This is a genomic window from Enterobacillus tribolii (assembly GCF_003363015.1).
GTDB classification, from domain to species: Bacteria; Pseudomonadota; Gammaproteobacteria; order Enterobacterales; family Enterobacteriaceae; genus Enterobacillus; species Enterobacillus tribolii.
This window is the reverse complement of record NZ_QRAP01000001.1, coordinates 865,123-888,613: the sequence shown is the minus strand read 5'-3', so window position 1 is coordinate 888,613 and position 23,491 is coordinate 865,123. Positions and strand designations below refer to the sequence as shown.

At 54.8% G+C, this 23,491-nt stretch carries 23 protein-coding genes; 11 read left to right on the top strand and 12 right to left on the bottom strand.

Annotation, left to right across the window (positions count from 1 at the left end; all coding sequences use genetic code 11):
• Positions 1 to 48 precede the first annotated feature (48 nt).
• The 6 genes from C8D90_RS03945 (at position 49) to rnd (ending at position 6,929) form a co-directional block, all read left to right on the top strand.
• Positions 49 to 366: a monooxygenase gene (locus tag C8D90_RS03945; protein WP_115457078.1), complete on the top strand. Its 318-nt coding sequence runs from the start codon at positions 49 to 51 to the stop codon at positions 364 to 366.
• 77 nt (positions 367 to 443) lie between these two features.
• A complete protein-coding gene (locus C8D90_RS03940; protein WP_115457077.1) occupies positions 444 to 2,348 on the top strand; it encodes an ATP-dependent DNA helicase in 1,905 nt (634 codons plus the stop codon).
• Between the two features lie 60 nt (positions 2,349 to 2,408).
• Positions 2,409 to 3,110 (top strand): tRNA (adenosine(37)-N6)-threonylcarbamoyltransferase complex dimerization subunit type 1 TsaB, encoded by a 702-nt coding sequence (tsaB, locus tag C8D90_RS03935; RefSeq protein ID WP_115457272.1) that lies wholly within the window; start codon positions 2,409 to 2,411, stop codon positions 3,108 to 3,110.
• Positions 3,111 to 3,167: 57 nt separating this feature from the next.
• Positions 3,168 to 3,773 carry a Slp family lipoprotein gene (locus C8D90_RS03930; protein ID WP_115457076.1) on the top strand — a complete coding sequence of 202 codons (606 nt, stop codon included), beginning with the start codon at positions 3,168 to 3,170 and terminating at the stop codon, positions 3,771 to 3,773.
• Between the two features lie 221 nt (positions 3,774 to 3,994).
• Complete coding sequence (gene fadD / locus C8D90_RS03925; RefSeq protein ID WP_115457075.1) at positions 3,995 to 5,680, top strand: long-chain-fatty-acid--CoA ligase FadD; 1,686 nt, start codon at positions 3,995 to 3,997, stop codon at positions 5,678 to 5,680.
• A gap of 133 nt (positions 5,681 to 5,813) precedes the next feature.
• Positions 5,814 to 6,929, top strand: coding sequence for a ribonuclease D (rnd, locus tag C8D90_RS03920; protein ID WP_147291316.1), 1,116 nt, complete (start codon positions 5,814 to 5,816; stop codon positions 6,927 to 6,929).
• 249 nt (positions 6,930 to 7,178) lie between these two features.
• Here the strand turns inward: rnd and minE are convergent, their stop codons facing one another.
• The 3 genes from minE to minC are packed head-to-tail and all read right to left on the bottom strand — an operon-like array spanning position 7,179 to position 8,965.
• On the bottom strand, positions 7,179 to 7,448 hold the full coding sequence (gene minE / locus C8D90_RS03915) for a cell division topological specificity factor MinE (protein WP_115457073.1): 270 nt from the start codon (positions 7,446 to 7,448) through the stop codon (positions 7,179 to 7,181).
• Between the two features lie 2 nt (positions 7,449 to 7,450).
• Complete coding sequence (gene minD / locus C8D90_RS03910) at positions 7,451 to 8,263, bottom strand: septum site-determining protein MinD (protein ID WP_115457072.1); 813 nt, start codon at positions 8,261 to 8,263, stop codon at positions 7,451 to 7,453.
• Between the two features lie 24 nt (positions 8,264 to 8,287).
• Complete coding sequence (gene minC, locus C8D90_RS03905; protein ID WP_115457271.1) at positions 8,288 to 8,965, bottom strand: septum site-determining protein MinC; 678 nt, start codon at positions 8,963 to 8,965, stop codon at positions 8,288 to 8,290.
• A gap of 137 nt (positions 8,966 to 9,102) precedes the next feature.
• Here minC and C8D90_RS03900 point away from each other — a divergent pair, with 137 nt between their 5' ends.
• The 4 genes from C8D90_RS03900 to C8D90_RS03885 all read left to right on the top strand — a co-directional run bounded on the left by C8D90_RS03900 (position 9,103) and on the right by C8D90_RS03885 (position 11,793).
• Entirely contained in the window at positions 9,103 to 9,381 is a 279-nt protein-coding gene (locus C8D90_RS03900) for a YcgL domain-containing protein (protein WP_115457270.1), read from the top strand.
• A 131-nt stretch (positions 9,382 to 9,512) separates the two neighbouring features.
• Complete coding sequence (locus C8D90_RS03895) at positions 9,513 to 10,529, top strand: lytic murein transglycosylase (protein WP_115457071.1); 1,017 nt, start codon at positions 9,513 to 9,515, stop codon at positions 10,527 to 10,529.
• A gap of 50 nt (positions 10,530 to 10,579) precedes the next feature.
• Positions 10,580 to 11,236 carry a fumarylacetoacetate hydrolase family protein gene (locus C8D90_RS03890; RefSeq protein WP_115457070.1) on the top strand — a complete coding sequence of 219 codons (657 nt, stop codon included), beginning with the start codon at positions 10,580 to 10,582 and terminating at the stop codon, positions 11,234 to 11,236.
• Between the two features lie 116 nt (positions 11,237 to 11,352).
• The gene (locus C8D90_RS03885) at positions 11,353 to 11,793 is read left to right on the top strand and encodes a YcgN family cysteine cluster protein (RefSeq protein ID WP_115457069.1); all 441 of its coding nucleotides are present in this window, start codon (positions 11,353 to 11,355) and stop codon (positions 11,791 to 11,793) included.
• 92 nt (positions 11,794 to 11,885) lie between these two features.
• Here C8D90_RS03885 and C8D90_RS03880 read toward each other — a convergent pair whose 3' ends face one another.
• Entirely contained in the window at positions 11,886 to 12,971 is a 1,086-nt protein-coding gene (locus tag C8D90_RS03880; protein WP_162844352.1) for a glycosyltransferase family 9 protein, read from the bottom strand.
• A gap of 621 nt (positions 12,972 to 13,592) precedes the next feature.
• On the opposite strand from C8D90_RS03880, the gene C8D90_RS03875 reads away from it, so the two are divergent.
• Complete coding sequence (locus tag C8D90_RS03875) at positions 13,593 to 13,814, top strand: DNA polymerase III subunit theta (RefSeq protein WP_115457067.1); 222 nt, start codon at positions 13,593 to 13,595, stop codon at positions 13,812 to 13,814.
• Between the two features lie 48 nt (positions 13,815 to 13,862).
• On the opposite strand, the gene C8D90_RS03870 is transcribed toward C8D90_RS03875, so the two are convergent.
• From C8D90_RS03870 to C8D90_RS03835, 8 genes are read right to left on the bottom strand one after another with little or no spacing between them, the layout of a single operon-like run.
• Positions 13,863 to 14,582, bottom strand: a complete 720-nt coding sequence (locus C8D90_RS03870; RefSeq protein ID WP_115457066.1) for an SDR family oxidoreductase — start codon at positions 14,580 to 14,582, stop codon at positions 13,863 to 13,865.
• Positions 14,579 to 14,833, bottom strand: coding sequence for a phosphopantetheine-binding protein (locus C8D90_RS03865; protein WP_115457065.1), 255 nt, complete (start codon positions 14,831 to 14,833; stop codon positions 14,579 to 14,581). The genes C8D90_RS03870 and C8D90_RS03865 overlap by 4 nt, the downstream gene beginning before the upstream one ends.
• A 19-nt stretch (positions 14,834 to 14,852) precedes the next feature.
• On the bottom strand, positions 14,853 to 15,650 hold the full coding sequence (locus C8D90_RS03860; protein ID WP_115457064.1) for a MaoC/PaaZ C-terminal domain-containing protein: 798 nt from the start codon (positions 15,648 to 15,650) through the stop codon (positions 14,853 to 14,855).
• Positions 15,647 to 16,900: a beta-ketoacyl-[acyl-carrier-protein] synthase family protein gene (locus C8D90_RS03855; protein ID WP_115457063.1), complete on the bottom strand. Its 1,254-nt coding sequence runs from the start codon at positions 16,898 to 16,900 to the stop codon at positions 15,647 to 15,649. The genes C8D90_RS03860 and C8D90_RS03855 overlap by 4 nt, the downstream gene beginning before the upstream one ends.
• Before the next feature lie 34 nt (positions 16,901 to 16,934).
• The gene (locus C8D90_RS03850; RefSeq protein ID WP_115457062.1) at positions 16,935 to 18,299 is read right to left on the bottom strand and encodes an efflux transporter outer membrane subunit; all 1,365 of its coding nucleotides are present in this window, start codon (positions 18,297 to 18,299) and stop codon (positions 16,935 to 16,937) included.
• Positions 18,296 to 20,245, bottom strand: coding sequence for an ABC transporter permease (locus tag C8D90_RS03845; RefSeq protein ID WP_115457061.1), 1,950 nt, complete (start codon positions 20,243 to 20,245; stop codon positions 18,296 to 18,298). The genes C8D90_RS03850 and C8D90_RS03845 overlap by 4 nt, the downstream gene beginning before the upstream one ends.
• Positions 20,242 to 21,363, bottom strand: coding sequence for an efflux RND transporter periplasmic adaptor subunit (locus C8D90_RS03840; protein WP_115457060.1), 1,122 nt, complete (start codon positions 21,361 to 21,363; stop codon positions 20,242 to 20,244). Before C8D90_RS03840 ends, C8D90_RS03845 begins: the two co-directional genes overlap by 4 nt.
• Positions 21,354 to 23,489, bottom strand: a complete 2,136-nt coding sequence (locus C8D90_RS03835) for a peptidase domain-containing ABC transporter (RefSeq protein ID WP_115457059.1) — start codon at positions 23,487 to 23,489, stop codon at positions 21,354 to 21,356. The genes C8D90_RS03840 and C8D90_RS03835 overlap by 10 nt, the downstream gene beginning before the upstream one ends.
• Positions 23,490 to 23,491: the final 2 nt, after the last annotated feature.

Below are 23,491 nucleotides of genomic sequence, written 5' to 3'. Positions count from 1 at the left end.
GGGATTATGGACCCATTATGACAATAAAGACGATAGAAGGAGCTGAAAATGACCGTATTACTGCAAATCGATTTTAAAATGCCGGCGGAGATGCTGGGCGAAAACCTGTCGCAGATGGCCGTTCCTCTGGCGCAAAGCATCACTGAAGAAGAGGGGTTTATTTCCAAAATCTGGACTGAAAATGAGCAGGCCGGAGAGGCCGGCGGCATCTATCTTTTCGCCGACAAAGCCAGCGCGGAACGTTATGCCACTATGCACAGCAAGCGCGTGGCGGAGATGGGCGCTCAGGACATCCGCTGCAAACTGTTCGACATCAACCTGCCGCTGACCACGATTACCCGTGGCAATCTGAATCCTGCCGGATAACGCATTATCAGAAATACAGTGACCCTCTCCGGGGGGATTGGCATAATCAGCGCTTCCACGCAGGTATGAGAGGTTGTGTGACTGACGATTTTGCCCCCGAAGGCCCCCTGGCGAAGGCCATTCCCGGTTTTAAGCCACGTGCCGCGCAGCAGGAGATGGCGCAGGCCGTTTCCCGCGCTATCCGTCGCAAAGAAGAACTGGTGGTAGAAGCCGGAACCGGTACGGGGAAAACCTATGCCTATCTGGTGCCGGCGTTGCGCGCCGGCACCAAAGTAATCATTTCAACCGGCTCCAAAGCGCTGCAGGATCAGCTCTATTCCCGCGATCTTCCGACCGTCACGACGGCCATTGCCTACAGCGGCAAGGTAGCCATCCTGAAGGGGCGCTCTAACTATCTCTGCCTGGAACGTCTGGAGCAGCAGAGCATGACGGGCGGCGAGTTGGCCGGTCAGATGCTGACGGAGATGGTCAGCCTGCACGGCTGGTCGCATCAGACCCTCGACGGCGATATCAGCAATTGCAGCGAAGTGCCGGAAGACAGCATGGTCTGGCCGCTGGTGACCAGTACCAACGACAACTGCCTGGGCAGCGACTGCCCGCAATACAAAGACTGCTTCGTGGTGAAAGCCCGTCGCCGGGCGATGGATGCTGATTTGGTGGTGGTTAACCATCATCTTTTTCTGGCCGATCTGGTGGTGAAGGAAACGGGCTTCGGCGAGCTGATCCCGGATGCGCAGGTGATGATTTTCGACGAAGCCCATCAATTGCCGGACATCGCCAGCCAATATTTTGGTCAGCAGCTTTCCAGCCGCCAACTGATGGATCTGGCGAAAGACATCACCATTGCTTACCGCACCGAAGTCCGTGATATGGCGCAGTTGCAGAAAAGCGCAGATCGCCTGAGCCAGAGCGCGCAGGATTTCCGCCTGGCGCTGGGCGACCCCGGCTTTCGCGGAAACCTGCGGGACGTGCTGGAGCAACAGCCGGTACAGCGTGCCCTGGTGCTGCTCGATGACGCGCTTGAGCTGTGCTATGACGTGATAAAGATGTCGCTGGGACGTTCAGCGTTGCTTGATGCCGCATTTGAACGCGCCACGCTTTACCGCAACCGCCTGAAGCGACTGCGCGATGTGTCGGTGCCGGGCTACAGCTATTGGTATGAGTGCAGCGCGCGCCATTTCGTTCTGGCGCTGACGCCGTTAACGGTGGCGGACAAGTTTCTTGAGGTGATGAAAGAGAAACCCGGCGCCTGGATTTTTACGTCGGCGACGCTGGCGGTGAACGACGACGTCAGCCACTTTACTTCCCGCCTTGGGCTGGACGAAGCCAAGAGCCTGCTGCTGCCCAGTCCGTTCGACTTCCAGCATCAGGCGTTGCTGTGTGTGCCGCGTTATCTGCCGTCCCCCAATCAGCCCGGCGGCGCGCGCCAACTGGCGCGTATGCTCAGACCGGTGATTGAAGCCAACCGGGGGCGCTGCTTTTTCCTGTGTACTTCCCACGCCATGATGCGGGAGCTGGCGGAAGAGTTTCGCGCCACCATGACGCTGCCGGTGCTGGTTCAGGGCGAAACCAGCAAAAGCCGGCTGCTGGCGGAGTTCATCGCCGCCGGCGATGCTTTGCTGGTGGCGACGGGCAGTTTCTGGGAAGGCGTGGACGTACGGGGCGATGCGCTTTCCTGCGTCATTATCGACAAATTACCCTTTACTGCGCCGGACGATCCGCTACTGAAGGCGCGGATTGACGACTGCCGCCTGCGCGGCGGCGATCCGTTCAACGACGTGCAGCTCCCTGAGGCGGTAATCACCCTGAAGCAGGGCGTAGGGCGCCTGATTCGTGATACGTCGGATCGCGGCGTGGTGATCATCTGCGACAACCGTCTGGTCATGCGCCCGTACGGCGGCGTGTTCCTCAACAGCCTGCCGCCCGCGCCGCGTACCCGTGATTTACAGCAGGCCATCCGCTTTCTGAAACAGGCTCCCTGAACCGGCGGCCTGTGGTATGATCCGCGCCGTTTATTTTTTATGGTTTCGCCCGAGGTGAATATGTCCACGCGAATCTTAGCGCTTGATACGGCAACGGAAGCCTGTTCCGTTGCTATCTGGAATGAGGGTGAAATTCACTCGTTATTTGAAATTTGCCCGCGCGAACATACCCAACGCATTTTGCCGATGGTGCAACAGGTGCTGGCGGAGTGCGGGCTGACGCTGAATCAACTGGATGCGCTGGCGTTTGGCCGCGGCCCCGGCAGCTTTACCGGCGTTCGTATTGGCATCGGCATTGCCCAGGGGCTGGCGTTGGGGGCGGATTTGCCGATGGTCGGCGTTTCTACCCTGATGACCATGGCGCAGGGCGCTTACCGCGTTTCCGGCGCCCGGCGGGTGCTGGCCGCTATCGACGCCCGTATGGGCGAAGTGTACTGGGGCGAGTTTCAGCACGACGGTGACGGTGTGTGGTCCGGGGCGGAATCTGAAAAAGTAACGGCGCCGCAGCAGGCCGCCGTTATTGCGCAGGCAGACGGCGGAGCCTGGACTAAAGTGGGTACGGGGTGGGAAACCTATCCGGAGATGTTGGCGGAGACGGGGATCATCCTGACCGATGGCCGGATAAGCTTGCCGGATGCGCAGGACATGCTGCCGCTGGCGCTGCATCAGTGGCGGCAACACGGCGGTGTGCCCGTTGAGGAAGCCCAACCGGTTTACCTGCGTAACGAGGTTGCCTGGAAAAAATTACCCGGTCGCGAATAACTTCTGCCAAAATATGTGGTCAAACAAAAAGATAAGCCACTCATTGTGAGGTTTACCATGGCACTGTTTACCCGGATTCGCAGCGTGTTTGTCATGATTGCGTTAAGTGGCCCGTTACTGCTGACGGGGTGTGTTTCCGTTCCGGACTCCATCAAAGGCGCATCGCAAAATATCGAGCAGAATTTTGCGCGGGTGCATGCGTCGCCACAAAGCTTTGTCGGCTGGGAGGCCCGTTTCGGCGGCACGGTGGTAAACGTCGTCAATCAGAAGGAGGGCACGATGCTGGAGATTGCAGTGTCGCCTCTGGATGAAGGCGCCAGACCGATCCTCGGCAGTTCCTCGGAAGGACGCCTGATAGCCAAAACGCCGTTGTTCCTTGACCCGGTTGATTTCAAAAACCGTCTGGTAACGGTGGTGGGGAAAATCACCGGCAGCGTTGACGGCAAGATCGGCCAAACGCCGTATACCTACGTCACGCTGGACATCAGCGGTTATCAGCGTTGGCGCCTGGCCCAGCAGGTGGTTTTACCGCCGCAGCCCGGCCCGTGGGGCTACGGACCGGGGCCGGGATGGCACGGGCAAGGCTGGGGGCCATACTGGGGGCCCGGCTGGGGCTGGTATAACCCTGGCCCGGCACAGATTCATACTTACGTAACGCAATAATAAAAATTCGTTGTTATAAGGCGGCGTGCGCGTCGCCTTATTTTTTTGCGTCGGGAGCGGCGCTTTTTTAGTGACGCGCATCGCAACCTGAACATTGTTTGTTGGCAAACTGGTACGCTGAGTTAAAATTTTGTTAACTGAAAGTGTTTTATCACGACATTTATTAACAGCGCTACGGTTCAGGCATGTCGCATGCCGGCGATAATCAAAGGAGATAGACCTTGGAAAAGGTTTGGCTGAAACGATATCCCTCCAATGTTCCGGCAGAAATCGATCCGGATCAGTATTCTTCTCTGGTTGAGATGTTTGAGCAATCCGTCATGCGTTTTGCCGATCAACCCGCCTTCATCAACATGGGGCAGGTGATGACGTACCGCAAGCTGGAAGAACGCAGCCGGGCGTTTGCGGCGTACCTGCAAAATGAGCTGGGCCTGAGAAAAGGGGATCGCGTGGCCCTGATGATGCCGAATCTGTTGCAATACCCCATTGCGCTGTTCGGCATTCTGCGCGCCGGCATGGTCGTTGTGAACGTCAATCCGCTCTACACCCCGCGTGAGCTGGAGCACCAGTTGAACGACAGCGGTGCTGCCGCTATCGTGATTGTCTCTAACTTCGCCCATACGCTGGAAAAAGTGGTGTATCACACCCGGGTTAAGCACGTTATTCTGACCCGGATGGGCGATCAGCTGGCGCCGGTCAAGGCAACGCTGGTCAACTTCGTCGTCAAATACATCAAGCGGCTGGTGCCGAAATATAACCTGCCGGACGCGATTTCATTTCGCGCCGCGTTGCAGCGCGGCCGCCGTTTACAGTATGTCAAGCCTGAGATCAGCAATCACGATCTGGCTTTCCTGCAATATACCGGGGGAACCACCGGCGTCGCCAAGGGCGCGATGCTGACGCACCGCAATATGCAGGCTAACCTGGTACAGGCCAAGGCGGCATACGGCTCGCTGCTTCAGGTGGGCCATGAGCTGGTGGTAACGGCGCTGCCGCTGTATCACATCTTTGCCCTGACGGTGAACTGCCTGCTGTTTATTGAACTCGGCGGAAGCAGCCTGCTGATTACCAACCCCCGCGATATTCCCGGCATGGTGAAAGAGCTGGCGCGCTACCCGTTTACCGCGCTGACCGGGGTGAATACCCTGTTTAACGCGCTGCTGAACAACGAAGACTTCCGCGAGCTGGACTTCTCTTCACTGCGCCTTTCCGTTGGCGGCGGCATGTCGGTACAACGTTCCGTGGCTGAGAAGTGGGAATCATTGACCGGTAAACACCTGCTGGAAGGGTACGGGCTGACGGAGTGTTCGCCGCTGGTGTCCGGTAACCCTTACGACCTCAAACACTACAGCGGCAGCATCGGGCTGCCGGTTCCTTCTACGGATATCCGCATGGTGGACGATGACGGCAATGACGTGCCGCATGGCGAAGCGGGGGAACTGTGGGTCAGGGGGCCGCAGGTGATGCTGGGATATTGGCAGCGCCCGGAAGCGACGGATGATATTTTGCACGATGGTTGGCTGGCGACAGGTGACGTTGTCACAATGGACGACGAAGGTTTCCTGCGCATCGTGGATCGTAAAAAAGACATGATTCTGGTGTCTGGGTTCAACGTCTACCCCAATGAGATTGAAGAAGTCGTTTCCATGAATGACAAAGTGCTGGAGTGTGCGGCGATTGGCGTGCCCAGCGAAGCGTCGGGGGAAATGGTGAAAATTTGCGTGGTGAAGAAAGATCCGTCACTGACGCGCGAAGAGCTGCTGGCGCATTGCCGTCTGCATCTCACCGGCTATAAGGTGCCGAAAAAGATAGAGTTTTACGATGAGTTGCCCAAGTCGAACGTCGGCAAGATTTTGCGGCGTAAATTGCGGGAGGAACAACAGGTATCGCAGGATAATGCAGCATAAGGTGCTGTTTTTTAGCTGTGCTTAACGTTTAACGCCGGTTTACACCGGCGTTTTTGTTTATACTGTGACAAATCCATAACGAAACAAGCTGTTCCGCGCGATGGCGCGCGTAATACTCAATGAGAACGCTATTTTGAATTATCAATTAATTACCACCAACGATGAACTGAAAGAAGTCTGCGAGCGCGCCTGTCACTATGACCGGGTAGCGCTGGATACCGAATTCGTCCGCACCCGTACCTACTACCCCCAGTTGGGCCTGATTCAGCTGTATGACGGTGAGTCCCTGGCGCTGATTGACCCGCTGGGCATCACCGACTGGCAACCCTTCACGCATCTGCTCAAAGCGCCGAACGTGCTCAAATTACTGCACGCCGGCAGCGAAGATCTGGAGGTTTTCCTGCACGATTTTCAGATGTTGCCGGAGCCGATGATTGATACGCAGGTGCTGGCTGCGTTTACCGGGCGTCCGCTGTCTACCGGCTTTGCTGCGCTGGTGCAGGACTATCTGGGCGTTGCGCTGGACAAGAGTGAGTCCCGCACCGATTGGCTGGCCCGGCCACTGACGGAAAGGCAATGCGTATACGCCGCGGCGGATGTGTTCTACTTGCTGCCGTTGGCGCAGCAGCTCATTGAGCAGGTGAGCGAAGCCGGCTGGATGGCGGCTGCGGAAGATGAGTGCCGGATGATTTGCCGCCGCCGTCGTGAAGTCTTGCAGCCGGAGGAGGCGTATAAAGATTTCAGCAACGTTTGGCAACTGCGTACCCGTCAGTTAGCGTGCCTGAAGGCGCTGGCGGCCTGGCGCTTAACGCAGGCGCGTGAGCGGGATATGGCGGTGAATTTCGTCGTGCGTGAAGAAAATCTGTGGCAGGTAGCACGCTATATGCCGACCTCGCTGGGAGAGCTGGACAAGTTGGGTATCAGCGGGCAGGAGATCCGCTATCACGGCAAAACGCTGGTCGCCCTGGCTAATGCCGCGCGCGAGTTGCCTGAGTCTGAGTGGCCGGAAGCGGAAGAACGGCTTATCGATCACCCCAAATACAAACGGGCGTTTAAAGAGCTGAAAGCTGAAGTGCAAAATGCCGCGCAGCGCAGCGGATTATCCGCCGAACTGATCGCGTCACGGCGGCAAATTAATCAGGTATTGAGTTGGTTCTGGCTGGGTAAAAATGAGCAGCCTGAACTGCTGCAAGGATGGCGTGAAACATTATTAGGCGACGCGCTGCGTGCCACGCTGGATAAATTATAATCTTACCGTTGCGGTATTTTTCGATACCGCACGCTTGGTTTATTCCCTCAGGCAGGAATGAATGCCGATATTATTTTATATAATGCCCGGCGATTAATCTTAAAATCACCCTGAGAAATATACAGCACTATTTATCATGACTCGATAAATGTGTGGGAAATTAAAAAACCGGCAAGAGGTTACTGTGAATATATCCAGTTTCCCCCTATAAGAATAGGGGGATGAACGGTATATTGCAGTGGTGCGGAATCATTTCGGGGCTTCTTCAGATTCCGGTAGCGTGACGTTAAGTTCCAGAACGGAGATATCATCTCCTTTTTGTTCCAACTGCACGGTTACCATTTCCGGATCAATCTGAATGTATTTACAGATGACGTCCAAAATATCGCGCTTTAACTGCGGTAAATAATGCGGCTCAGTGTCGCTGCGGCGTCGCTCCGCGACGATGATTTGCAGCCGTTCCTTGGCTATGTTGGCTGTCGTTTTTTTGCGCGACAGGAAAAAATCAAGTAATGCCATGGTTATCCCCCGAACAGGCGTTTCAGGAAGCCTTTCTTCTCTTCTTCAACAAAACGGAACGGACGCTCTTCACCCAACAGACGATCGACGGTGTCCTGATAAGCCTGTCCTGCGTCTGATTCTTTATCCAGTATAACCGGTTCCCCCTGGTTGGAGGCCCGCAGCACGGACTGGCTTTCCGGGATCACGCCCAGAAGGGGAATGCGCAGAATTTCCAGTACATCTTCCATGCTGAGCATGTCGCCGCGGCTGACGCGGCCCGGGTTGTAACGGGTCAGCAGCAGGTGTTCCTTAATCGGCTCCTGGCCTTGCTCGGCGCGGCGTGATTTGGACGACAGGATACCGAGAATGCGGTCAGAGTCACGTACCGACGACACTTCAGGGTTGGTGGTGATGATGGCCTCATCGGCGAAATAGAGCGCCATCAGGGCGCCGGTTTCAATGCCGGCCGGCGAGTCGCAGATGACGAAATCGAATTGCATCGTCGCCAGATCGTCCAGCACTTTGGCTACGCCTTCATGCGTCAGCGCATCTTTGTCGCGGGTCTGCGAGGCGGGCAGAATGTACAGGTTTTCCGTCCGTTTATCCTTGATTAGCGCCTGGTTCAGCGTGGCATCGCCCTGAATGACGTTGACGAAATCGTAAACCACCCGACGTTCACATCCCATGATGAGATCAAGGTTACGCAGACCGATGTCAAAGTCGATGACGACGGTCTTTTTACCTTTCTGGGCTAATCCGGTAGCAATGGCCGCGCTTGACGTAGTTTTGCCAACGCCCCCTTTACCTGATGTAACAACAATAATGCGTGCCATGAAATGGATTCCTTGTCGAAGGGCCTAGTATAAAGATTGAATGGTTAAGGCATTGTCGCGCAGGCTGAGCCTGGCGGGGTGCCCGAAAAAATTCTCAGGGATCTGGTCGCTCAGCCAGTATTGGCCGGCAATGGAGACCAGCTCCGCACCCAGGCTGGTGCAAAAAATCTGGCTGCCCGTATCGCCGCCTGCGCCGGCCAGCGCGCGCCCGCGCATGGTGCCGTAAATATGGATGTTGCCGTCAGCAATCAACTCGGCGCCCGCGCTCACGCTGCTGGTGACGATCAGATCGCAGTCGCGGGCATAAATTTGCTGCCCGGAGCGAACCGGCGTACCGATGATGCGGGTTTTAGGCGGCGGCGCGGGTTGCGGCGGCGGCGGGGTTCGCTTCGCGCCTTTCCCCTCGTTGAGCAGCGGCAGTCCGGCACGAACGACGTCGCGCTTCTGGGTTTCATCGCTGCAACCGCTGACTCCGATAACATGCAGCCCGGCGTCGGTGATCGCCTGCTGCAACTGATGCCACTCAGCCTCGGCAGAGAGGCCTGACACGTTAACGACGACAGGGGCGTTTTTCAGAAAAGCCGGAGCCTGCTCCACTTTTTCTATCAGCGCCTGTCGTATGACCTCGGGTTGTGAATTATGCAAATGAACAACCGAAAGGGTAAAACTGCTGCCTTTTAGCTCAATTGGCGATTGTGACATCTGTCCTGACTCGGTTTCAGCAACTTTTAAATCCCCGGAATATCCTTCAGCGGTCGATATTCCGATGTACATTAAGCATGTTATAGTCCCCTTTATATCTAGGCAAGTCGATGCCGGAATTAATTAGAGTGGAAAAAATGCTTTGTGTGATCTATAGAAGCCCCAAACGTGACCAAACCTATCTTTATGTCGAAAAGAAGGATGACTTTTCCCGGGTGCCGGAGGAATTACTGAAAAGCTTCGGCAAACCTCAGTTGGCAATGATTTTGTCGCTGGACGGGAAAAAGAAACTGGCTTCGGCGGATATTGAAAAAGTAAAAAACGCAATTAACGAGCAGGGTTATTATTTGCAGTTACCCCCGCCGCCGGAAGACTTGTTAAAGATGCATATCGGGCAAACGAAGTCTTCTCTCTGATACGTGGCAAATTGTGATATTTGTCACGCATTTGCAATGAATGTATCAGCAATATGCATCGAGACATGGAAGATGGTACGGTTCGTCGCGCTGCGGCGGATTGAAAACAATGGATTTTGGGGAATTGCAGGATGAAACGCACATATGCCGCCATGGTGGTGGCCGGGTGCCTGTGGGCCGTGGTATTGCCCGCTGTTGCCGCCGGGCCTCAGGAGAAGGTTGCCGCGGCGGAGCAAGGCGATCCCGCGCTGTTTACCGCTTACGTTGAGCGGCTGAAACAGCAGGCGCTGGCGCAGGGCATCAGCCAGCGTACCGTGGACATCGCTTTTGCCGACGTTCATTTCGTCGGACGGGTGGTGAGCCAGGATAAAAACCAACCGGAAAAGAAGCTGACGCTGGACGACTATCTGACCCGGGTGCTGAGTGCGAAGAAGCTGGAACGGGGCAGAGTCTTGTTAGAGCAGCACCGGGCGAAGCTGAACGCCCTCAGTATGAAGTATGGCGTACCGCCGCAGTATATCGTTACGCTGTGGGGGCTGGAGAGCTATTACGGCCGGATGCCGGGGAAGGAAGACGTTATTTCCGCGCTGGCGACGCTGGCGTTTGAAGGCCGCCGCGAGGCGTTCTTCACCGGGCAGCTTATGGCTGCGCTGAAAATTCTGCAGGACGGGCACATCGGGCGCGAGCAGATGAAAGGCTCGTGGGCCGGTGCGATGGGGCAGAATCAGTTCATGCCGGCCTCATTCCTCAAATATGGCGCGGACGGCGACGAAGACGGGCGGATCGACATCTGGAATAATGTTAACGACGTTTTCGCTTCCACGGCAAACTACCTTGCTTCAGAAGGCTGGCGCAACGGTGAGCGCTGGGGGCAGGAGGTTCGTCTGCCGGCGGGGTTCGATGAACGGCTGGCCGGTTTGCGCGACGATCAGAGCGCGGATGCGGAAACATGGCTGCGACGCGGCGTGACGTTGGCTGACGCGCAGGCCGTACCACCCGGACAGGCGCGGGCGTGGATCATTTTGCCGGACGACGCGCAGGGGCGGGCGTTTATGGTATACGATAACTTCAGGGTGCTGATGCACTGGAACCGCTCATATTATTTCGCCATCAGTGTTGGCATGATGGCTGACGGGCTTGCCCGCTGAATTTAATGAACAGAGCCGCCGTTGTTCGGGCGGACGGAAGGAGACATCATATGTATCAACATCGTGACTGGCAGGGCACTTTACTTGAACTTCCTGTCAGTAAAGTCGTTTGCGTCGGCAGCAACTACAGCGAGCACATTCGTGAAATGGGCGGAAGCCAGGCACCGGAACCCGTATTGTTCATCAAGCCGGAAACCGCGCTTTGCGATCTCCGTCAGCCTGTCGCCATTCCGAAAGGGCTGGGGTCGGTGCATCACGAGGTTGAGTTAGCCGTGTTGATCGGCACGCCGCTGAAGCAGGCCAGCGAAGATCGCGTGGCGCGCGCCATTGCCGGGTTTGGCGTCGCTCTGGATCTGACGCTGCGTGACATCCAGGGCGCCTGCAAAAAGGCGGGGCAGCCGTGGGAAAAAGCGAAAGCGTTTGACGGTTCCTGTCCGATTTCCGGCTTTATTCCGGAAGCCGAATTTGGCGATGCGCAGAATGCGGACATCAGCCTGAGCGTCAATGGCGAACTGCGCCAGCAGGGCAACACCCGCGACATGATTACCCAGATCGTACCGTTGATCAGCTACATGAGCCGTTTCTTTACCCTGCGTGCCGGCGACATCATTCTGACCGGAACGCCGCAGGGCGTTGGTCCGCTGGTTTCCGGCGATATGCTGACCGTTTCCGTTAATGCCAACGCGCTTTCCACCCGCGTTATCTGACGCAGGATGTGTTTGTCCTTACTGCGGCGATGGCGCCCGGTAAGGACAGAAACTTGCATCCTGCCGCCAAAACGTCTATATAGTCAGGCCCGCCCACCGGCTTTAGGTAACCTCTGATGAATACGACACCTTTCTGGCAGCAGAAAACCCTGGATGAAATGAGCGATCAGGAATGGGAGTCGTTATGCGACGGATGCGGCCAGTGCTGCCTGCATAAGCTGATGGATGCAGAGACGGACGAAATCTACTTCACCAACGTGGCCTGCAACCAGCTGAACATCAAAACCTGCGACTGCCGTAACTACGAGCGGCGCTTCGACTATGAACCGGACTGCATCAAACTCACCCGTGAAAACATGACCACCTTCGAGTGGCTGCCGCAGACCTGCGCTTATCGGTTGATCCTGGAAGGGAAGCCGCTGGCAGAATGGCATCCGCTGGTTAGCGGGTCTAAATCCAAAATGCATGCTCAGCGTATTTCCGTGCGTTTTATGGCGGTGCGTGAAAGTGAGGTGATGGATTGGGAAGACCATATTTTGAATAAGCCGCAGTGGTAACTCAGCCCGGAGCAATATTTCTTGCACCTTAACGGATATGCATATGTATAAGTTGTGATGTGCGCACACGGCACATCACAATTATTCTTATCTTATTCCATAGCGGCAAGACGGGTGGTCACGGAACTCACGATCTCTTCTGTATTGATGTCCCGGACGAGATAGCTTTCGGAAATTATTTTGGTTGCATCAGCATAGTTTGGCCCGAAAACGATATTAATCGTAAAATCGTCCCACATCTCCATGTTATACAGGGTGACAGACGGCTTATTTAAGGCGTTACCAACATGGACAAAGGCGGTATCCACGGAGAGCAATAAGTCACATGCCTTAATGACTGCGCAAGCATCAAAGAACGTCATTTCCGGCAGTTTGACCACTTTGCTGTTTTCGACGTTGATCTCACGCAGTTGTTCTGCGCTGCCCATGAGGATTACTGAGGTGCCTGCCTCAGCGAGTTTCTGTGCAATTTCTGTCGCCATTCCGGCCGACAGGCTGCGGTTGAAATTTGAAGCAAACGGAGAGAAGCAGATTTTCTTTCCTTTTACGTGCTGCAGAAAATTCAGAGCAGCGTCATCATTGCTGCCTGACAGGGGAAGCGTGTAGTTTATTGATTCTTTAGGACTTCCTAAAAAATCAAACAGTGCATTAGCCCTGTCAGTTAAATGTGTATCAAGCTTTTTATAATCAATAGTGTGTGAAAAACATCCTCTGCTGATGCCGTTGCCATTAAATGCAACGGAATATTCAGGCATGAGCGCATACAGTGTTCTAATTCTCTGCGGGGTTCTCAGATCATCGCCATACATGTCTATCGCCAGGTCGATTCTCTCTGCCGTTATTTGTTTTATCGTTTTCCTGCTTATGTCATCCGAGTATGTAACAACACCAGAAACGTAGGGGGATTTTGCATAAAAAAAGGCCGTCCTTTCTGAACATACAATAAACACCTTTTTCCCTAACGTGCTAAAGTATTTGTACAGCCCGGAAAAAATGATGCCATCGCCAATTCCTTTTGTCGGCATGATTATCGCGATTGTGCTTATATCCCGCAGAGCGGGTTTGGATGCCATCAGTTTCTTAACGGAAAGGAGCAGGATCTTATGTCTGAGGTCATTACCATGCTGTTTGATAAAATCGTTCAGTACAGTTAATTTCTTAAAAAATTTCTTAGCCACAAAAGTCATTTCACGCTGATACCGTTGGTGTTTGTGCTGTCAGTTTAGCATAGGGCATATTTCTTTGCTTTTTATGTTCTTTAGATAGTATTTCATACATGAAAAGGGAGTAACAAATTACTATTCTGTGCTTCAGCGTTTTGGCAAGAGTGAGTATGGCGTTTAAGCAGGATACATCGTCGATATTTTATTCAATAGGCGCATAGTCAGAATGCTTAATACTATTCATATATAGGTATAGGGCGGCCAGATAGCCAAATGATGAGGGAGGAATACAGTTTGCTGGCTTACACTGCCAGCGATGCGATGAAATATGGCCTTCCTCAGTGAGCGAAGTCACAGGCCAATCCTGTTTCTGTTCTCTCTGTGTGTTAGCTAATATTGTTTAACAATTACAATGAATTATATGCATTACAAGGCTAACTATTCTCTGTGTAATTATTTAATATACGCCAGCATTCATTCTGGCTTTTAGTTTCTTCCCAAAAAGAGGGGGAAGAAGCATTCTTTGTTCCCTCTCACGAATCTTAAGCATTCTCTGAAAAATAGCACACATGACCCATTGATAATTTATGACATCCGTTATTCTCAGATAGCAATAATTTGCAGCAAGGAGGGAAAATGGTTGATTATGAACAATTAATTCTCCAATACAGTGAGGATCACGTTGATCTGGCCGCATCCACCGTTGCCTACGTGGAGGTGCTTAAGAAAGAGATCGATGTGGAAGTCATTACGAATAAGATTCCACCTCAGTACCGCCCGTACTTTCTGGAGCGATTAACGCATTATCGTGATATTTATCGTCCCCGGGCTGAGGCCGCCGCTACACCGGCGCAATGAGAATTGGCCACAGGGCGCAGCATCCGAATGCCCTGTGGCGATGTGATATCAGGCCGTCATTCCGCCATCAATAATAATCGACTGTGCGGTAATATAACGTGCCGGCTCACTGAGAAGGAATGCAGCAGTCTGTGCGACTTCCTGTGCCGTACCAAAACGGCGCAGCGGAATGCTTTTACGCAGAGCTTCTTTACGGGGGCCGGGCAGGGCCGCTGTCATATCCGTTTCGATAAAACCAGGCAGCAGGCAATTAACGGTAATGCCGAACCGGCCTAATTCCAGGGCCAGGGAATGCCCCATGCCGATCAGTGCCGCCTTACTGGCCGCGTAGGCCGACTGCCCCGGATTTCCTTTTATACCGCTGACCGAAGACATTAATAGCAGCGCTCCTTCTCCCTGTAGCATCATTGCCGGCAGCAATATCCGGTTCCAGTAAAGCACGGTATTCAGGTTGCTATCCATTACCTGCTGCCAGCTGTCGCTTGACTGATGAATATGCAGGCTGTCGCGGCAAATGCCGGAATTATGCACGATAGCGTAAGGCGAGCCGTGTTCCCGCAAAAGCTGTTCTGCCGTTGCCACAACCTGTTGCTCACTCCTGCCATCACATTGAATGCTTTTGATCCAGTCCGTACCGGTGAATTGAGTTTCCTCCTGCCCGTTATTCAGCCAGGTGAATACGATGTCATATTGCCGGGACAGGCAACGGACAAGCTCTGCGCCGATCCCCCGGCTACCGCCGGTGACGAGGACCCATTTCCTGCTCATTTTCCCTGTTTACCTTCTAATAACTGCTGGCAAAGTTCGCGAGCGGTAATCATTGGATTATTAATAAAGATGTCTGCGCTCAGTTCGAACTGATAATCGCGCTTAATTACGATCATCAGTTCAACGTAATCAATACTGTCCAACTGGTAATTAACCAAAGGCGCGTCCGGATTAAACGTCTCGGGGTCAAGATCTTTGGCGTCACAGATCAGCGTGGTCAAGTTGTTCAACAGCGTATTTATATCGTTCATGGTTCAGTCCTTCGTCGTTTTATAGCAGCGGCCAGGTTTTCAGCGTGATCAGCACCGTGATGTGTTCCCGGTGCGACAAGCTGCCCTGAGCGCCCATTCTGAAAATAAATCCCTCGTTCCGGTTTCCCATCAGAATGGTGGGAATGACGTGCCAGCGCAGCGGCATGGCTCCGGCGGATTGAGGGGACAACAGCGTTGATGAAAAATAAACATCGTGGTGCGTCTGCACCATGGGGAGTACCGGGAAGACTTCCGCCAGGCAGCGGGCGCCAAGGTCCGGAAGTACGTCGTTTACCACCTGCATGGTTTGCGGCGCTTCAAGGATGCAGCAAAAGAGCGATGCGTCTGGCAGCAACCAACCGGCGAGCTTTTCGGATGAATCAGCCGTGGCGTCATTGAATGCCGCTTCCCGAGCGCCAGGATCGAATGTCTGCTCAGGTGACGAGATGGCGTAATGCGGGAGCGGCGCGGGCCTGAGCGTGGCTTCTATGCTGTTTACCGTGCTTTCTGCGTCCCGGATGACTGACCGTATGCGTTGCGGCTGCCGGTTGTCGCTCGTCAAATGATAATCATGGCTTTCGTAGAGTGGTGCTTTCAGCCGTGCCGAAAAGTGCAGCGACGGCGCGTTTTCTTCCGTGTGCTGAAGATACGTTTTGCTGATGTGCTGCTTAAGGTCCAGCATGGCGCGCATGCCGTGTACGGCACGCGACGGCAGGCCGATGTGATGTGCGGCGGCGAGATCAAAATGAATCGGGTTGAAGTCGCCGGAAAAGGTTGCCCACCGCTGCGCGTCTTGCGGGCCGTAGCGCACTATCATGCCGCCCCCCGTGAAATAATCAGCGCGGCGTTGGCTCCGCCAAACCCGAAGCTGACGTTCAGCGTGTGCGAGATTTTTCCTTGGCGATGGCCTTCGGCGATATAGTCCAGATCGCACTGCGGGTCCGCATGCTTAAGATGCGCCGTGGCGGGCATAATCTGATGTTCCAGCGCTTTCAGGCAAATGATGGTTTCAAAGCTGCCGGCGGCGGCGATCAGATGCCCGGACCAGGACTTCGTGCTGGAGACCGGGATCGTATACGCTGTGTCGCCGAGCGCCATTTTCAGCGCCTCGGTTTCATTCAGATCGTTGAGCGGCGTTGAGGTGCCGTGCGCGTTAATGTAGTCCAATTGCTCAGCATGCAAGTTTGCCTGCGCGAGCGCCTGTCGTATGGTTTCTACCCGGGCGATTTTATCGGCGGCGGGCGCGGTAAAGTCGCTGGCGTCGGAATAGTTGCCGTAACCCGTTATCTCGCCGAGTATGACGGCGCCGCGCGCAAGGGCCGATTCCCGCTCCTCAAGGCATAAAACTGCCGCCCCCTCCGAGAGAACGAATCCGTTACGATCGAGGCTGAACGGGCAGCAGGCGCGCGTTACGTCATGCTGTTCCTGTGTCAGCGCGCGCAGGACGTCAATATTCCAGACTGAATTATCGCGCAGCAGCGATTCAGCGCCGCCGGCCAACATCATGGCGGCCCGGCCGCTGCGAATAATTTCACAGGCGTCGCCGATGGCAATGCTGCCCGTTGCGCAGGCGGCGATTGGGGTGTTCTGATAGCCCCGCAGCCCCCAGAATTGGCTGCATGCCGCGGTCGCGACGTTATGCATGGAGAGAAAACAGCCGAAAGGCGACCCCATCTGCTTTTCGCGGTAGAGGTCGTAGCTGTCGATGGCCTCATCCAATCCTCCCCAACCGGTGCCGATAATGGCGCCGCAGGTCAGTGGATCATAATATTCGCCGATGGTGTGTTGACCGAATGCCATATCAATGGCTTCTTTAGCGCTTGCGAGCGCGAAAGCGGCGAACCGGGGCAAACGGCGGCGGATGGCTGCGGGTAAAAATCTGACGTTTGCAGGCGTGTCGATCAGGCCATAAATGCCGGAGACGATCCCTGCCTGTGTTTTATCAACCGGCCGGTAACCGACGCGGTTATCCATAATGGCTTCCCAGCTGGCTTGCGCACCGTGGCCCAGCGGCGTTACCGCGCCGTAGCCGGTGACGACGACTCTGCGGTTTCGTGTATTTCCCATCGTTATTCCTCTTTTCCCTGATTGTCCGGACGCGTCAGGTATTTCCGTAACCCATTGCCAGGCACAGCGTGAGCGTGGCATTCAGGTACTGATAACCTGCTTGCGTAAGATTGATTTCGTTGTTGAATTCTTGCGCCATGGCGTTCAGCAGATAGGTTAGCGATTGTTCTCCTGCCTGGTATTTGCTGCGGGCGATAGCGCTGCGCCGGGTATCGATCGACTGGTTACGTTGTAACGTCTGATACTGTTTCCACAGCGATTCACGTTCGACGTTGGCGTCGGCGACTTCAGAAAGCGCGCTATTCACGCTGCTGCGGAAGGTGATCGCAGCCTGCTGAACGTCAAGCGCTGAGCGCCCGACGGTGGCCTGTACCGTATTCCATTGCAAAAAAGGCAGCCCTAATTGCGTGCCCAACGTGCGTGACGGCGCGGAAAACCATTGGCTGAAAACGGATGCGCCGGTATCCAGCACGGCCTGAAGCGAAAGCGTAGGGTAGAAGTTCAGGCGCGCAACGTCGGACCCGGCAAGCGCAGCGCGCAGCCGCCATTCCGCCGCCTGAACGTCGGGCCGCCGGGCAATAATGGCCAGAGGTTGGGACAGCGAAATTGTTAACGGTGAAACTTCTTTTGTCGTCGTGCTTTCGGGGACTGCGGTCCCGGCCGGGAGGTCGAGTAAAATAGCCAGCGCGTGGCGCGCTTTTTCCCGTTCCGTTTGCAGCGACGCCAACTGAAGACGCTGATTGACGATGGTTTGTTCAGCCTGCAAAACGTCTTCCTGGCCGACTTTACCCGCCTGATATTGCGACCCGGTAAGCTTCAGCACCTGTTCATTAAGGCGCTGAATCTCCTGCAACTGTCGTATTTTTTGGTTGTATTGCGCCAGGCGCCAGTGTAGCCCGGCAACGGAGCCGATCAGTAATCGCGCCGTGTTTTGTAAATCCTGCGCCGTGGCATTTGCCGACCACTGGGCCTGGCTGCGCGTGCTGGCGAGCTTACCCCACAAATCAAGCTCATAGCTGAGAGAAAGCGATGCGCTATAGCGTTCACTGGACGGGTCGCCGGTTTTGAGGCTTTTAGCATTTGAGGCGCTGCCGCTGGCGGAAACATCGGGCGTCAGCGTACCGTTGCTGAGCTTAACATCCAGCAGGGCTTGCTTAAGGCGCATCCCGGCCAGGATAAGATCGTTATTGCTGATCAACGCCCGCTCAATATTTGACGACAGCATCGGGTCATTAAACTGCCGCCACCATTGCCCTGAGTCGCGCAGGTAGGCGGTTCCGCTGGTGTGTTGCTGCCATGCGGGAGGATACGAAAGCACCGGGCGCTGATATTCGCTTAACGTCAGGGAGGAGCATCCGTTTAATAGCACGGCAAAACCGGGGAGTAATAAACGTTTCATTCTTTTGCCAACGCCTCAACCGGATTGAGGGCCGCTGCGCGCCGGGCGGGAAAGAAGCCGAATAGCAGTCCGATAAGTATGGAAAACAGGCAGGCCAGGATGATCGGCTGCCAGCTCATGATCATGCGTAGCTCAGGATTAATTTCCGGAACAATCAAACACCCCGCGACCGCGATCAAAACGCCGAGCGTACCGCCCAGCAGGCAAATCACCATGGCTTCGATGATGAACTGCAGCATGATGTCGGCGGGGCGCGCACCCACGGAGAGGCGAATCCCGATCTCATAAACGCGCTCGGTTACGGAAACCAGCATAATGTTCATTACGCCGATCCCGCCGACGAGAAGCGAAATGGCGGCAATGGAAGTGATCAGCAGATTGAGCGAGCGGGAGGTATTGTCCACCGCCTGAATAAATTCAATGTTGGAGCGGGTATAGATATCGCTCACGCCGCGTACGCTGGCAAAAAGTCGCTCAATGCGTTGCTGTATGTCAGACACGTGATAGCCGCTGGTGACGCGTACGCTGAAGTTATCGAATGCCTGTTTACCGCCCAGCCGGATTTTTAACGTGGTCCACGGTATCCAGGATTCATTTTGATTGTCGGAATAGCCGATTCCCGGCATCGTTGCTACGCCGATGACGCGAAAAGGAACGATGCCGAGATAGATGACCTCGCCGATGGGATTCACGGAGGAGGGGAACAGGGCATCCCGTAGCGCGCTGTTGATGACGATAACTGCGTCATTCCTGCTGCGTTCCTCCGGCGTAAACCCTCTGCCGGCCAGGAACGTGGCGCCGCTGACGGCAAATTTGTTCTCCCCGACGCCGTTGACGGTAAGCGATGCGATTTTGCCGGCATAGTTCACCATGGCGAACGTGCTTAACTGCGGAGAAACGGCCGCGACTTCGGGCAGGCGGGTAAGCATCATCATCTCCTCTTCGGTCAGCGGCCGGGCTTCGTACTTTTTGATTGAGCCCTGCTGGGAACCGGGATAGATGTCGATAGCCTGCGTGCCGAACCGGCTCATTTCATCAAGGACGGTTTGCCTTGCGCCTTCGCCGACGGCAACGGAAATAATGACGGCGCTGATGCCGATAATAATTCCCAGCATTGAGAGCAGGGCGCGGCCCGGATGCCCGCATAGCGCGCGCCAGGCGATAAGCAGGGCGGAACGCAGGCGCTGCATAAAGGTGGCGACGGCATGTTCATTAATGTGCGGAATTTCAATATGCGTTACCGCTGCACGGGAGGCGGACGGCGCGTCGCTGACGATTGCCCCTTCGCTGATTTCAATGATGCGTTCCGTTTGCCGGGCGACATTGCGGTCATGAGTGACGATAACCACCGTCCGCCCGGCCTGATGCAGCGCCTTAAGCTCCGCCATCAGTTGTTCGCCGCTCGCTTTATCCAGTGCGCCGGTCGGTTCGTCGGCGAGAATGATGTCGGCGCCGTTCATTAATGCCCGTGCGACGCTGACGCGCTGCTGCTGGCCGCCCGATAACGTGCTGGGGCGGTGATGTTTGCGCTCCGCCAGCCCCAGACGCGCCAGCAGCAATTGTGCCCGTTCACGCCGGGCTTTTTCGGGCCAGCACTGATATTGCGCGGGAACCAGAACGTTTTCTTCCGCGCTCATGAAGGGAATGAGATGGTAGCGCTGAAAAATAAAGCCAATGCGCTGGCTGCGAATCAGCGCCCGTTTTTCCTGATCGGCGTTATGCAGCGGTTCTCCGTGAATATACACTTCGCCCCGGCTTGCACCGTCAAGACAGCCGATGATATTCATCAGCGTGGACTTACCTGACCCGGATGCGCCCATGATGGCAACCATTTCACCGCGCCGGATCTGCAAATCAATTCGCGTTAAAGCCTGCAGCAGAGTATCGCCGGAGAGAAAATCCCGGCCGACGTCTTTCAGGCAGATGGCGTAGTCGGAAGGCGTCATGATGTTTTTCCTGCTAACGGCGCCAACAGGATTTTTTCACCCTTGCGCAGGCCGGACGTCACTTCAATAAACTGGTGATCGCGAATACCGGTGGTAATCGTTTTTTCTGTGGTGCTGTTACCATGAACAACCCGTACCCGATAACGCGCTTCTCCGGTTTTTTCACCGAGCGCTTCCAGAGGGATGCGCAGTACGCCTTTTGCCTGCGCGTTGAGAATGAAGACGCGTACGGTCATCGAGGTTTTGAGGCGGTGCCCGGGGTTATTCAGCGTAAAGTTACCGTTGTAGTAGACGGCCTGGCCGTCGCCGTCGGCGGTATTGCTGGTATTGGGATCTTTCAGTACGCTGTCGGGCGCCGACTGTATGGTGCTCAATACGCCGTTGTAGCGCGTGCCCGGTTCGGCCTGAACGAAACACCAGAGTTTTTGACCGGGGGAGACATTAAGAATGTCCGCTTCGGAAATGCGGGTTTGAACGTCCATGACGTCCATATTGCCCAGCACGAGAATGGTCGGCGCGGATTGTGAAGAGACGATGGTTTGCCCCTCCTGTGCCACAATGCCTAAAACTTCGCCGCTGATCGGCGCTTCTATACGGGTATAGCCAAGATTGGTTCTGGCGGTTTCGACCTGGACTTGCGACTGAACGACCTGGGCTTCGTTGACCTTGACCTGTTCCAGTTGCGAATAGTAATTCGCCTCCGCTTCTTCCAGCGCAGCTTGCACGCCCGAACCGTCATGGGCTAATTTTCGCTCGCGATCCAGGGCTTTCTTGTAGCGTTTTAACGTTACCTCGGAGGCGGACTTCTGCGCCCGGGCGCTGTTAAGCATGGCTTCGGCGTTCATCAGCTCGTTTTGCTGCAGCTTGGGGTCGATTTCCGCCAGCAACTGGCCGGCTTTAACCTGATCGCCCTGTTTCACGTACAGCTTTTGGATCTGTCCGTTAACCTGTGCGCCGACGTGTACTAACGCCGACGGTTTCAGAACGCCCGTTGTCGCAACAACCTGTTCGATATCTCCACGGGTGACTTCCGTGATGTCAGAGGGCGCGGCGCAGAGCGCGCCCGGCAGAATACCCGGAACGATCAGCAGAAAGATAAAACGACGGATTAAAGACATTGCGCCTCCTGCTCTGAAGCCGGGGAAGCGGGAGGATTCAGGAGCTTTCCTTCTGACATTTCGTAAACGCGGTCAAAAAGGGGTTGCAGCTCGACGCTGTGCGTAACGACGATCAGCGTTTTTTGCTGTTCGCGGCATAGTTCGATGATGTTCGTCATCACCCGGAGCGCGGTGTCCTGGTCGAGGTTCGCCGTAGGTTCATCAAGAATAAGGATCTGCCGCTGCGAATAGAGCGCGCGGGCAAGGAGCAGACGCTGGCGCTGACCGAGCGACAGGCCGGCGTGGCTTTCCCGTATCAGCGCATTCAGCCCGCCGGGAAGCGCTGCGATCGCCGGTTGCAGATCAACTGCTTCAATCAGGCGTTGTACCAGGGCTTCCTGCGCCGGGGAAACCGCGGAAAAAAGCGTGATGTTTTCCCTGACCGAGCCGTTAAACAGGATGTCATCCTGATTTTGTAAAAAGCTCAGCGCGGATAATGCCTCATCCTGATAAGAAACGGCGTCAACGGTGATATGGCCCTGCGTGGCCGGCAACAGCCCCGTCATGATTTTCAGCAGGGTACTTTTGCCGCATCCGGACTGCCCGACGATTGCGATTGCGCTGCGCTTCGCAACGGTGAGTGAGAAATCGGAAAAGAGGCTCTTTTCGCGGTCATAAGCGAATTCAATATTATGGAGCGACAGCTCGTGCTCAAACTGTTTCACCGCAACAGGGGCGGAAGAGGCGGCGTTTTGGGGCTGCGTGGGAAATATATCCCGTGCGCGGGCGTCGATGATGCTGATCTTGTTTTTTTCTAATATGGCGAAAAAGATGCTGGTGACATTGCTGTAAAAGATTTGCTTGATGAAGCCGTAGGCAAAGAAAGCGCCCAGCGTCATGCCGCCATTTTTTAACTGCGGAAGCGCAATCATCATGAACAGGATCATTTCCAGGCTATTGACTAACTGGTAAATGTTGTTCTTTATCGTTTCGTAGATATTTCTGCGCTGAAGCGTATTAAACAGCCTTGATGAGAAACGGGAGAAGGCCAGCTGGCGATCGGTGACCAGCCCTGCGGCTTTGATGGTCGAAAAGCCCTGGATGGTTTCCATGATATGATCATTTTGCTCAGCGCCTTGCTGCTCAATCAACTGGGTGTAAAAACGATCCCGGTACATTGCCCATATGCTGATGATGCCCATCAGCGTGACGCCGGCGAAGGACACCAGCGCCAGCGAGAAGTTGATATAGCTCATCACCAGAAAAGCAATGACGACAATCAGCCAGTCGATACGCAGCACGTTGTCCAGATCTATCTTTTTTCCGTTGGCATTTTGCCAGGATAAAAAGCGGGTATAAATGTCACCCGGCGCGCGTTTTTCAAAATAGGTGAGCGAATTATTGAGCAAGCTGGAAAACCCGGATGCGCTTTTCACCAGAATAAAGCGTCGGATAAATCCCTCGCTCAGGAACTTCACCCACAGGCCCAGTAGTGAAGAGAGAATAAAGACGGAAATATAAAGCAGATAAGGAAACTCGATGGCGCCGGCGGATGAGTAGACGTCATTAATTGCGGAGGACACCATAATCGGCATGATAAAAAGCGTTAATGAGATCGCGAAAGCGATCAGCATCAGCCTGTAAATGCCTTTAATTGCGGCAGTGTCGCGCAGGCTGAGAAAAGACAGCCGTTTCTGCCGCTGTTCCCGCTTGGCGGCTTTTATTTTTTGCTGGTCTGGTTGGTAGTCAGCCGGCAGGATAACGGCATAGCCGCTGATCTGCTCTTTTAAGGCTGCCGCGGGTATAAGCTGTTGACCGATTGCCGGGTTCATAACGCAAATATTCTCCCCCCGCCGCCAGGCGAGTAGAACAAAATGTCCTGCGCCATAATGGAGAATTGCGGGTAAGGGGAGTTCCCGCAGCTCATTAAATTCAAAGATAACCGGACACACGGGTAATGACAGCTCGTGAAGCACTTCGCAAACCTGTTTCATCGTCATGCCGTGTGATGAGGCAGGGTATTTTTCGCGTAATTCATCCAGCGTTATCTGAATACCCTGACTTTCGGCAAACATAGCGATGCAGGCAAGGCCGCATTCGTTCGCTTCATTTTGTATAACTACGGTAGGGATAATATTAAATTCCATTT

Coding starts and splice junctions, on each gene's coding strand:
- C8D90_RS03860 (WP_115457064.1), bottom strand. CDS start 15,650: ATGATAGTGCGCTACGGCCCGCAAGACGCGCAGCGGTGGGCAACCTTT.
- C8D90_RS03875 (WP_115457067.1), top strand. CDS start 13,593: ATGGTTGATTATGAACAATTAATTCTCCAATACAGTGAGGATCACGTT.
- minD (WP_115457072.1), bottom strand. CDS start 8,263: ATGGCACGCATTATTGTTGTTACATCAGGTAAAGGGGGCGTTGGCAAA.
- C8D90_RS03870 (WP_115457066.1), bottom strand. CDS start 14,582: ATGAGCAGGAAATGGGTCCTCGTCACCGGCGGTAGCCGGGGGATCGGC.
- C8D90_RS03895 (WP_115457071.1), top strand. CDS start 9,513: ATGAAACGCACATATGCCGCCATGGTGGTGGCCGGGTGCCTGTGGGCC.
- C8D90_RS03845 (WP_115457061.1), bottom strand. CDS start 20,245: ATGACGCCTTCCGACTACGCCATCTGCCTGAAAGACGTCGGCCGGGAT.
- minE (WP_115457073.1), bottom strand. CDS start 7,448: ATGGCATTACTTGATTTTTTCCTGTCGCGCAAAAAAACGACAGCCAAC.
- minC (WP_115457271.1), bottom strand. CDS start 8,965: ATGTCACAATCGCCAATTGAGCTAAAAGGCAGCAGTTTTACCCTTTCG.
- C8D90_RS03930 (WP_115457076.1), top strand. CDS start 3,168: ATGGCACTGTTTACCCGGATTCGCAGCGTGTTTGTCATGATTGCGTTA.
- C8D90_RS03850 (WP_115457062.1), bottom strand. CDS start 18,299: ATGAAACGTTTATTACTCCCCGGTTTTGCCGTGCTATTAAACGGATGC.
- C8D90_RS03865 (WP_115457065.1), bottom strand. CDS start 14,833: ATGAACGATATAAATACGCTGTTGAACAACTTGACCACGCTGATCTGT.
- C8D90_RS03900 (WP_115457270.1), top strand. CDS start 9,103: ATGCTTTGTGTGATCTATAGAAGCCCCAAACGTGACCAAACCTATCTT.
- C8D90_RS03855 (WP_115457063.1), bottom strand. CDS start 16,900: ATGGGAAATACACGAAACCGCAGAGTCGTCGTCACCGGCTACGGCGCG.
- tsaB (WP_115457272.1), top strand. CDS start 2,409: ATGTCCACGCGAATCTTAGCGCTTGATACGGCAACGGAAGCCTGTTCC.
- C8D90_RS03945 (WP_115457078.1), top strand. CDS start 49: ATGACCGTATTACTGCAAATCGATTTTAAAATGCCGGCGGAGATGCTG.
- C8D90_RS03885 (WP_115457069.1), top strand. CDS start 11,353: ATGAATACGACACCTTTCTGGCAGCAGAAAACCCTGGATGAAATGAGC.
- C8D90_RS03890 (WP_115457070.1), top strand. CDS start 10,580: ATGTATCAACATCGTGACTGGCAGGGCACTTTACTTGAACTTCCTGTC.
- C8D90_RS03835 (WP_115457059.1), bottom strand. CDS start 23,489: ATGGAATTTAATATTATCCCTACCGTAGTTATACAAAATGAAGCGAAC.
- C8D90_RS03840 (WP_115457060.1), bottom strand. CDS start 21,363: ATGTCTTTAATCCGTCGTTTTATCTTTCTGCTGATCGTTCCGGGTATT.